Here is a 9618-nt window from a genome sequence, read left to right on the forward strand (position 1 = left end):
CTTCTGTTCGCTGGATCCGACCTCGCTACGCGGCCTCGGCGACCGGTCGGGTGCGGGCCAGCAGGGCCGTGGCCGAGGCCAGCAGGCCGACCAAGGCGACGATCTCGACCAGGTACAGGCCCGGCCGGTAGCCGTCCAGGCTGGTCGCGGTCGTGGTGGCCGTGCCGATCAGGCCCGTGGCGATCGCCAGGACGATCGCCCCGCCGATCTGGCCGGAGGTCTGCACCAGGCCCGAGGCCAGCCCCTGCTCGTCGTCGGAGATCCCTTCGGTGGCCTGGACCATGACCGAGGAGAACCCGAGCGCGAAGCCCAGTCCCAGCAGCAGGAAGCTGGGCAGGTAGTCGACGACGTAGAGCGGCTCGGCGGCGCCGCCGCGCACCAGGAACCACAGGTACCCCAGCACGAACGAGCTCATAGAGGCGATGATCATCGGCGTGGTGCCGTAGCGGTCGATGAAGCGCCCGGCGATCGGCGAGAGGATCGCCACGATCACTCCGGCCGGGGCCAGCGCCAGCGCCATCTGGAGCGGTCCCCATTCGAGCGTGTTCTGGAGGTACAGGGACACGATCGTCTGGAAGCTGATGTAGGAGCCGAAGATGGCCATGGCGGCCAGGTTGGCCCGCACGATCGACTTGATCTTGAGGATGCCCAGGCGCACCAGCGGGTGCCGCACCTTGTTCTCGGTGAGCACGAACGCGGCCAGCAGGACGACCGCGGCCACGGCGGTGAAGGTGACGGTGGCGGTGAAGCCGGTCTCGGGGGCGGTCACGATCGTGTAGACGGCCGCGAGCATCCCGCCGGTCAGCAGCGCCGCGCCGGCGAAGTCGATGGTGCCGTGCTCCTTGTCGGTGTTCTTGGGCACCACGATGAACGCGCCGACCAGGACCACGGCGACCACCGCGACCGGGGCGTAGAAGGTCAGGCGCCAGTCGACGCCGGTCAGCAGGCCGGAGGCGACCAGTCCGGAGGCGTAGCCGGTGGCGCCGAAGACGGTGAAGATCGACAGGGCCTTGTTGCGATCGTGGCCCTGCTTGAAGGTGGTGGTGATGATCGACAGCGCGGCGGGGGCGGTGAAGGCGGCGGCCACGCCCTTGACGATGCGGCTGGCGATCAGGAGCTCACCCGAGTCGACCATCCCGCCGACCAGGGAGGCCGCGCCGAACACGATCAGCGCTCCGATGAAGACCCTGCGGCGCCCCAGCAGGTCGGCCGCTCTGCCGCCGAGCAGGAGCAGGCCGCCGTAGCCGAGGATGTAGCCGTTGACGATCCATTGGAGGCTGGCGGTCTCGAGGCCGAGTTCGGCGCCGATCGAGGGCAGCGCCACGCCGACCATGGAGACGTCGAGCGCGTCGAGGAACATCGCGAGTCCGGCGACGAACAGGACGGCCCAGAGTCTGGGCCCCCAGCGGCTCGGCGCGTGTGAGGGGGCGTTCTCGGTGGGCTCGGGACGGGAAGGTTGGGTTTCCGTGAGTGTCACGACGATGAAGTTACATGCTCGCGCATTCAATGTCAACGCATAAAATGAGTGGACATTAAATGTCTTGACATGGTAATCTGCTGGTCATGGAGCCTCCGAGTGATCGCCGAGTATGCGAAAAGTGGTCTGAGACACTACGCGTGTACCACGACACGTCCTGCGAGCTGGAGAACGAGCTCCAGTCCAGACACGGCCTGGGGCTCAGCGAGTTCGAGGTGCTCCAGGCGATCTCGGGATACTGCAGCGACCGCGAGACCGAGAAGATCCTGATGAAGGACCTCGAGGCCGAGATGTACCTCAGCCAGAGCGCCCTCTCGCGCACCATCACCCGCCTGGAGCGGGCCGGCCTGGTCGCTCGCGCCGCCTGCGAGATCGACCGGCGCGCCAACTTCCTCCAGCTCACCTCCGCCGGTCGCGAGCGCTGGGAGGAGGCCCGCCCCACCCACAAGGCGGTCTTGAGGAAGCACTTCGCCTGACCGCTGAGCAACGCCCGCGGGTCGGGAGTCGGTATGGTGACTCCGAGAGCAATAGTCACGACCACCTGGTTATGGAGCGTAGATCTCGATGGCTCACCCCGAGAACCGGCCGCCCGACGAAGAGGACGGCGGCACCTTCAAACTCAAGCCCGGCGGCGGCAAGTCCACGCCCGAGGCTCCCGGCCCCGAGGGGCTGGAATCGACCATGAAGCTGCGCAAGGTCGGCGGAGGGAATCCGGCCGCGTCGGCGGGCCCGCCGCCTCCCCCGGCCTCGCCGCTGGGGAACCCGACCGGACCGGCCGAACCGCCGCAGCCGTTCGCCGAGACCACGGTCATGCCGCAGTCCGGCGGCTCGCAGACCGGTTTCCAGCCCTCCGGCCAGCAGCCGCCCCAGCCCGGCCAGCCGCAGCAGCCCCAGCCCGGCCAGCAGCCGTACGGGCAGCAGCCGCCGTACGGCCAGCAGCCTCCCGGCGGCCAACTGCCGCCCCAAGGCCAACTGCCGCCCCAGGGCCAGCCGTACGGGCAGCCGGGCGGCGTGCCGGGCGCCGTTCCGGAAGGGATCAAACGCATCGGCATGGTCGCGATGATCGGCGCCGGCGTCGGCATCGTCGGCAGCATCCTCGGCCTCGTCCTCATCGGCGGAGTCGTGATCTTCTCCGAGGCGGTCGGCATCCTGCTCGCCCTCGCATTCGGATACTGGGGCTTCTCCCTGCCGCGCGGCCAGATCAAATCGCCGGGCCTCCGGCTGACCGGTGTCATCCTCATTATGGTCGCCGCGGGACTGTCGCTGCTGAGCGTTCTCGGCGGGCTCAGCGCGATGTCTCTGGTCGGCGGCATCGTCGTGGTTCCGATGCTGATCAACCTCGCTCTCGCCGGCCTGTACGGCTACGCGTCGTTCATCTACTTCAGGAACGAAGACGTCAAGGCGTTCATCAAGGGCGCCCCGGCCGCCGGACTGCAGCCCGGCTACCCGCCCCAGCCCGGCCAGCAGCCGCAACAGCCGGGCCAGCCCGGCGGCTACCCGCCGCCTCCCGGCCAGCAGGGCTACCCGCAGCAGGGGCAGCAGCCTCCTTACGGTCGTTAGACCTTTCGGGTAGTCGGGACTAAGCTCACTCGTAGGACGGCCGCCGCTCCAAAGAATTATGGCTCCGCAAAGCGTCGCCGAAGCCGACGCGGCGGCCGCACTCGAGGAGGTCTGCATGTCTTCAGCGTCGAACCGCCCGCCGATCCGGGTGGTCGTGGCCAAGGTCGGTCTCGACGGACACGACCGCGGCGTCAAGGTCGTGGCCAGGGCGCTGCGCGACGCGGGCATGGAAGTCATCTACACCGGCCTGCACAACTCGCCCGAGCAAGTGGTGGCCACGGCATTGGCCGAGGACGCCGACGCGATCGGGCTGAGCATTCTCTCCGGAGCGCATATGACGCTCTTTCCACGAGTCCTCGCATTGCTCGAAGAAGCGAGCGCGAGCGATATCGTCGTATTCGGCGGCGGGATCATTCCCGAACAGGACGCCGAGACTCTCAAGGCCCAAGGGGTCGCCGCGATATTCGGACCCGGCGCCTCGACGCAGTCGATCGCCGAATGGGTCGCTTCCCATGTCGGCGGGGCCGAAGCCGCTTCTACCAGCTAGAACTCCGCGGCCAGAAAAAACTTTGAAAATCCCGTAACCGCCTGCGACGGCGCTCGTTCTTATTAGTGTCGGACGCGATGCGGACGACGAAGACGCATCGGGGGCGGTGATTCACTTCGCCGCCGAACGGTATCGCACAGCTCATTGGAGCTATGCCACAAACCGCCGATGCCCTGTCGATTGAGGGGTGGCGATAGGGCATCGTGCCTAAGGGAATCAAGCCTTTGAGGGGTGGGCTTGATTCCCGCTTGAAGGGGACCGGACGCCTGAGGGGTGCGTCCGGTCCCCGCTTATTCGGGCCGCCCGCCCCACACCCCGCGCCGACCCCGGCGACAGCCTCGCCCCACCCCCGGTCCGGCCCCTTCGTCGCCGAACTCGTCACACCCTGGCCCCGCGATCGGCCGGGATCCGCACAGTCGCGTTACGCTGCGCTAACGGGATACCTTCGGGCAACCCGGTCGAAGAAGACTAGCTAGTGGAGCGGACTCTACAGTGGATCTGTACGAATACCAGGGCCGCGCACTGTTCGCCCGGCACAGTGTGCCGGTACTGGACGGCGGCGTCGCCACCACCCCGCAGGAGGCCGTGGAGCTCGCCGAGCGCCTCGGTGACCGGGTGGTCGTCAAAGCGCAAGTGAAAGTGGGAGGCCGCGGCAAGGCCGGCGGCGTCAAGCTCGCCGACTCGGTCGACGAGGCGAAGACCCACGCCACCGACATCCTCGGGATGGACATCAAAGGCCACACGGTCGAGAAGGTCATGCTGACCGTCACGGCCGACATCGACTCCGAGTACTACTTCTCCTACCTGCTCGACCGGGCGAACCGCACGTTCCTGTGCATCGCCTCGACCGAGGGCGGCGTGGAGATCGAGGAGGTCGCCAAGACCGCCCCGGACAAGGTCGTCAAGAAGCCCATCGACGCCGGCGTCGGCGTGACCCCCGAGATCGCCGGCGAGATCGCCGACGAGGCCGGATTCCCCGCCGACCTGCGCGACCAGCTCGTCGAGGTCTTCGTGAGGCTCTGGGACGCCTTCGTCGCCGAGGACGCCACCCTCGTGGAGGTCAACCCGCTGGTCCGCACCCCCGAGGGCAAGGTCCTGGCGCTGGACGCGAAGGTCACCCTCGACGAGAACGCCGGCTTCCGGCACCCCGAGAACGCCGAGGCGTTCGCCGACGCCTCCGCGGTCGACCCGCTGGAGCAGCGCGCCAAGGAGCAGGACCTCAACTACGTCAAGCTCGACGGCCAGGTCGGCATCATCGGCAACGGCGCGGGCCTGGTCATGTCGACCCTCGACGTGGTCGCCTACGCCGGGGAGAAGCACGGCGGCGTCAAGCCCGCCAACTTCCTCGACATCGGAGGCGGCGCCTCGGCCGCGGTCATGGCCAACAGCCTCGAGGTAGTCCTTTCCGACCCGCAGGTCAAGAGCGTCTTCGTGAACGTCTTCGGCGGCATCACCGCCTGCGACGAGGTCGCCAACGGCATCATCGGCGCGCTCGGGACCCTCGCAGAGCGCGGCGAGGAGGTCGACAAGCCGCTGGTCGCCCGCATCGACGGCAACAACGCCGAGGCCGGACGCAAGATCCTCGCCGACGCCAACCACCCGCTCATCACCGTCGTCGAGACGATGGACGCGGCCGCCGACAAGGTCGCCGAGCTCGCCAACCAGGGGGCCTGATCAGCATGGCAATCTTCCTCAACGAGAACAGCAAGGTCATCGTCCAGGGCATGACCGGCTCCGAGGGCATGAAGCACACCGCGCGCATGCTCAAGGCGGGCACCAATATCGTCGGCGGCGTCAACCCGCGCAAGGCCGGCCAGAAGGTCGACTTCGAGGGCGCCAGCCTGCCGGTGTTCGCCTCCGTGGCCGAGGCCATGGCCGAGACCGGCGCCGACACCTCCGTGGTGTTCGTGCCCCCGGCGTTCTGCAAGTCCGCCGTGATCGAGGCGATCGACGCCGAGATCGGCGTGGCCATCGTCATCACCGAGGGCATCCCGGTGCACGACTCGGTCGCGTTCTGGAACCACGCCGAGTCCAAGGGCAACAAGACCCGCATCGTGGGCCCGAACTGCCCGGGCATCGCCAGCCCCGACAAGTCCAACGCGGGCATCACCCCGGCCGACATCACCGGCTCGGGCCCGATCGGGCTGGTCTCCAAGTCCGGCACGCTGACCTACCAGCTGATGTACGAGCTGCGCGACATCGGCTTCTCGACCTCGGTCGGCATCGGCGGCGACCCGGTCATCGGGACCACCCACATCGACTGCCTCAGGGCCTTCGAGGAGGACCCCGAGACCAAGGCGATCGTCATGATCGGCGAGATCGGCGGCGACGCCGAGGAGCGCGCGGCAGAGTACATCGCCGAGCACGTGACCAAGCCGGTCGTCGGCTACATCGCGGGCTTCACCGCGCCTCCCGGCAAGACGATGGGCCACGCCGGCGCCATCATCTCCGGTTCGGCCGGGACCGCCGAGGCAAAGAAGGAGGCCCTCGAGGCCGCCGGCGTCAAGGTCGGCAAGACTCCGTCCGAGACGGCCAACCTGATGCGCGAAGTCATCAAGAGCCTCTAGCGACGTTCTTTCACAGGGCCCGGGCAGCGCCCGGGCCCTGTCGCGTTCCCGGCCCGCACGAGGCCGAATCCGCGGCGGCGGCGAGTCGGATTCCCGACATGTCATTCCTATTGAACCCGCCTATCCGTTTATGCGGCTATTGCTACTTTTCCTGACGCCAGAGCGTCGGCGGCGCCGACGCCCCACCCAGGAAGGGAAACCGAGATGTCCAGAGCGAACCGGATCCGAATCGCCGCGGCGGGAGCGGCGGCGGCCGTCATGGCGACGGCGGTGCCGGCGGCCGCCTCGGCCGCGGAGGAAGAGTGGGACGCGACCCGGTACTACCTGATGTACCGGTCCAGCGCGTGCATCGAGAGCCTCACCGTCCACGAGGCCGAGGACTGGAGCGCCCCCGGCGACGAGCCCTACCTGACGGTGGACGGCTGGCGGATCTGGGAGTCTCCGGGATCGATGGACGACGGGGCCACCGCGGCGGTGAACCGGACCGTGGCGGTCGGCTCGGTCGTCGCGGCCTGGGACTACGACTGGCCGGACCCCGACGACTTCATCGGCAGCGACACGGTCGGGTCCCGGGGCGGAACGCTCACCTTCCAGGGCGACGGCGCCCACTACAGCGCCCGGTACTCGAGGGGCGCCTGCTAGACCAGGCCGGGCCGGTCCTGCCCCGGCGGGACCGGCCCGGCCCGGTTAGTACCTGGGTACTAGTGCCAGAGTACGGCGTTTTGCCTGTTCAGAAGGGTTGGATACAGTGATTTCCGCCCGATTCGAACGGAGGAGACGCATGCACCCCGCAGGCGAGAACCAGACCGTGGTGTCCGAGCCGAAGTGGCTGGGCGGCGCCCTGCTTGTGGGCTTCCCCCTGCTCGGGGCCGGGCTCGGGTGGGGCCTGAACCTCATCGCCGAATTGATCACCGGGCTCCGGTGGTTCCCGCTCCAGGGCCTCTTCGAGCAGTTCACCGAGCTGTCGGGCACCGTCCGCCTGATCGTGGCGCTCGCGGTGGGCGCGGCCGCCGGGCTGGTGCTGGCGCTCATCGGCGTCCACGAGATGCTCACCGTGACCGTCGACCGGCGGCGCCTGCGCCTCGAGCGCGGCGACTACGACCGCACCGTCGAGGCCGCCGACGTGGCCTCGGTGTTCGTCGAGGACAAGCGCCTGGTGGTCCTCGGACGCCGCCGCCAGGAGCTCGCCCGCGTCCAATTCGACCTGAAACGCGAGAACCTGGTCGAGGCCCTGCGGCGCCACGGCTACGCCTGGCGGCCCGGAGGCGACCCCTACGAGGACGACTACCGCAGGTGGGTGCCGGAGGCCGAGGGCCTGCCGAAGGGCGCCGAACCGCTCCTGAAGGCCCGCCAGCGGGCCCTGGAGAAGTCCGAGGGCAAGGAGCTCGAAGAGCTCCGCGACGAACTCGCCTCCCTCGACGTCGTGCTGCGCGACAAGGACAAGAAGCAGTACTGGCGCCTCTCCGACCCGTCCTGACCTCACGGAGTCCCGCTTCCGGTCCGGGCCTATTCCAGGTTGATGTATCCATGATGCAAGGCCCGGTTATGGTCATGATCAACCTGCAGTCTTCATGAATGGGCCGCACACCCGTGAAACGATCCTCACTCGCCAAGGTCCTCGGCGCAATGGCCGCCCTCTGCGTCGGTGCAGTGGGTATGAACACCTACAACGCATTCGCCGACGAGAGCGATCCGGACGCGGTCTTCTTCGCCGACTACGAGAACGGCGCCACCGGCTCCGGTTACGCCGACATCGGCCACAACGAATGCTGCACCTACTCGGTGCAGACCGCCGGGTTCGGGCGCGACAGCGACACCTCGATCCACCACGAGTTGCGTCAGGGCGATCCCCAGGAGGAGTCGCTTGGCCCCCGCGCCGAGAGCCACGCGATCGACATGCAGTCGACACGGTTCGGCGTCGGTGACACCTTCTACTACGCGTTCAGCATCTACTTGCCCAGCACTTGGGAGTATGACGGCCAAATGGAGGACATCCTCTTCCAGTGGCACACCACACCCGTGGGCGAGGCGTGCGAGCCGAGGAAGTCGCCGGCCGCGTTCTTGGCGGTCCATCCGGCGGGCGGCGGCGAGTGGCGTCTGAGGATCAACTCGGACGGGAACGAGTGCTCGACATCCGGCACGATCGACAAGACCCACCTGGGCCTCGGCGGGATCAAGCTCGGCCAGTGGACCGACTTCGTCTTCAAGTTCGACTGGGCCTACGACGACACCGGCCACATCGAAGCCTGGACGCAGACGAGCAAGAACCCCGGCTGGCAGTACTTCGAGCACCACGGCCCCAACACTTTCAACGACCCGCCGGACGTCGGCTACCTCAAATGGGGCATCTACAAGCCCGGCTGGAGAAACGGCGGGACCAGTGACGTCGACAAGCGGGCGGTGTTCCACGACAACATTTCCATGGGCACCACCTGCGAATCCGTGATGCCCACGGGCTGGCCTGCCCCCTGCGGCACCGCGGTCGGCGAAGCCCTGCCGGACCTCGGCCTACTCGACACCGCGGCGCTCACCGGCCGGGCCCAACACCAGACCTGGGCGCGACGCCGCTGACACCACTGACGGGAACCGAGTGCTGTCGGGGCCCGGCGGTGGCGGCACCGATGCCACAAGCCGCGTGACGGCCCAGGACAGACTGCCGTCCGCCGCGCCGACAGGTGGTGAGAGGCGGTGGGGTGTCGCTGTCGGCTGGCGGGCCACATGGTGTCGGGCTTCACCTGGGCGGTGACGGAGCGTGTGGTGGTGGGGCGGGGTTGGTGTTCGGCTGGCGGGTCGGTTTCGGTGGGGGTTCGAGCGGCGGCGATGGTGAGGTGGGATGCGGTGCGGTGTCCCCCTGTCGGCTGGCGGGCCGGTCTCGGTCGGGGTTCGCCCGGGCGGCGACGGTGTGGTGTGGGAGGCGGGTTGGGGTGGCCTGCCGTGCCCCGGGCACGGCGAGGGCCCGAACCCGGTCGGGTGGGTTCGGGTTGGTGTGTCGTGTGTGTGCTGGCCCCCGCCGCGGGTGCCTTCCGCGGCGGGCGGGGTAAGAAGGGCGGGGGTCCGGGGTCGGAGCGTGTTGCGGTGCAGGCGGGCTCGGGAGGAGAGTCCTGCTCGGGTCCTGAGCGCGGTCGGGGTGCGGTGGTTCGTCCGGGTTCCGAGCGCGGTTCGGGTTCGGGTTCGGGGGCCGGTGCTCGTGTGCCGCTGCGCGCCTCGACGTTCTCGGTGGTGAAGCGTGCTCGTGCTTGGGCGCGTGCGGCTTTGGCGGCGGCCCAGGCGCGGTCGGTCTCGGCCTGCTCGGCGGCGCGGTTGAGGTCGTCTTTGAGTGTTTCGGCCCATTCTTCGGGGTAGAGGCCGGTCGGGAAGACGTTCGCGGCGTCGGTGGCGAAGTCGGCCTCGAGGTCGGCCTCGGTGCGCCAGTCGGCGCAGCCGCACCCGCCGGGGTCCTGGTGTCCGGTCATGTCGGCGGGGGCCGG

The 9618-nt window shown here is 68.7% G+C and carries 9 protein-coding genes and 1 pseudogene; 9 read left to right on the plus strand and 1 reads right to left on the minus strand.

All coding sequences use genetic code 11. The features are described 5' to 3' along the window. Window positions 1-25: 25 nt before the first annotated feature. Window positions 26-1513, minus strand: coding sequence for an MFS transporter (locus JFB92_RS22375; RefSeq protein ID WP_372451679.1), 1488 nt, complete (start codon window positions 1511-1513; stop codon window positions 26-28). Window positions 1514-1617: 104 nt separating this feature from the next. Between JFB92_RS22375 and JFB92_RS22380 the strand changes: the two genes are divergently transcribed. The 9 genes and pseudogenes from JFB92_RS22380 to JFB92_RS25840 all read left to right on the plus strand — a co-directional run. Continuing rightward, a complete protein-coding gene (locus JFB92_RS22380; RefSeq protein WP_307789255.1) occupies window positions 1618-1953 on the plus strand; it encodes a MarR family winged helix-turn-helix transcriptional regulator in 336 nt (111 codons plus the stop codon). An 88-nt stretch (window positions 1954-2041) separates the two neighbouring features. Beyond that, window positions 2042-3037, plus strand: coding sequence for a hypothetical protein (locus tag JFB92_RS22385; protein WP_199043842.1), 996 nt, complete (start codon window positions 2042-2044; stop codon window positions 3035-3037). A 115-nt stretch (window positions 3038-3152) separates the two neighbouring features. Continuing rightward, window positions 3153-3584 carry a cobalamin B12-binding domain-containing protein gene (locus JFB92_RS22390; protein ID WP_199043831.1) on the plus strand — a complete coding sequence of 144 codons (432 nt, stop codon included), beginning with the start codon at window positions 3153-3155 and terminating at the stop codon, window positions 3582-3584. A 492-nt stretch (window positions 3585-4076) separates the two neighbouring features. Next, complete coding sequence (gene sucC / locus JFB92_RS22395) at window positions 4077-5258, plus strand: ADP-forming succinate--CoA ligase subunit beta (protein WP_199043832.1); 1182 nt, start codon at window positions 4077-4079, stop codon at window positions 5256-5258. Window positions 5259-5263: 5 nt separating this feature from the next. Further along, window positions 5264-6151: a succinate--CoA ligase subunit alpha gene (gene sucD / locus JFB92_RS22400; protein WP_199043833.1), complete on the plus strand. Its 888-nt coding sequence runs from the start codon at window positions 5264-5266 to the stop codon at window positions 6149-6151. 204 nt (window positions 6152-6355) lie between these two features. Next, the gene (locus JFB92_RS22405; RefSeq protein WP_199043834.1) at window positions 6356-6793 is read left to right on the plus strand and encodes a hypothetical protein; all 438 of its coding nucleotides are present in this window, start codon (window positions 6356-6358) and stop codon (window positions 6791-6793) included. A gap of 139 nt (window positions 6794-6932) precedes the next feature. Then, window positions 6933-7628: a YqeB family protein gene (locus JFB92_RS22410; protein WP_199043835.1), complete on the plus strand. Its 696-nt coding sequence runs from the start codon at window positions 6933-6935 to the stop codon at window positions 7626-7628. A 179-nt stretch (window positions 7629-7807) separates the two neighbouring features. Next, window positions 7808-8722 carry a polysaccharide lyase family 20 protein gene (locus tag JFB92_RS22415; RefSeq protein WP_199043836.1) on the plus strand — a complete coding sequence of 305 codons (915 nt, stop codon included), beginning with the start codon at window positions 7808-7810 and terminating at the stop codon, window positions 8720-8722. 665 nt (window positions 8723-9387) lie between these two features. Beyond that, window positions 9388-9618, plus strand: a pseudogene (locus JFB92_RS25840) (hypothetical protein); the annotation flags it as partial.

Source organism: Glycomyces salinus, assembly GCF_016428645.1.
Taxonomy (GTDB): Bacteria; Actinomycetota; Actinomycetes; order Mycobacteriales; family Micromonosporaceae; genus Glycomyces; species Glycomyces salinus.

What these genes read in the sequence shown, in the direction of transcription:
- JFB92_RS22385 (WP_199043842.1), top strand. Translation starts at nt 2,042, where the DNA reads ATGGCTCACCCCGAGAACCGGCCGCCCGACGAAGAGGACGGCGGCACC.
- JFB92_RS22390 (WP_199043831.1), top strand. Translation starts at nt 3,153, where the DNA reads ATGTCTTCAGCGTCGAACCGCCCGCCGATCCGGGTGGTCGTGGCCAAG.
- sucD (WP_199043833.1), top strand. Translation starts at nt 5,264, where the DNA reads ATGGCAATCTTCCTCAACGAGAACAGCAAGGTCATCGTCCAGGGCATG.
- JFB92_RS22405 (WP_199043834.1), top strand. Translation starts at nt 6,356, where the DNA reads ATGTCCAGAGCGAACCGGATCCGAATCGCCGCGGCGGGAGCGGCGGCG.
- JFB92_RS22410 (WP_199043835.1), top strand. Translation starts at nt 6,933, where the DNA reads ATGCACCCCGCAGGCGAGAACCAGACCGTGGTGTCCGAGCCGAAGTGG.
- JFB92_RS22415 (WP_199043836.1), top strand. Translation starts at nt 7,808, where the DNA reads ATGAACACCTACAACGCATTCGCCGACGAGAGCGATCCGGACGCGGTC.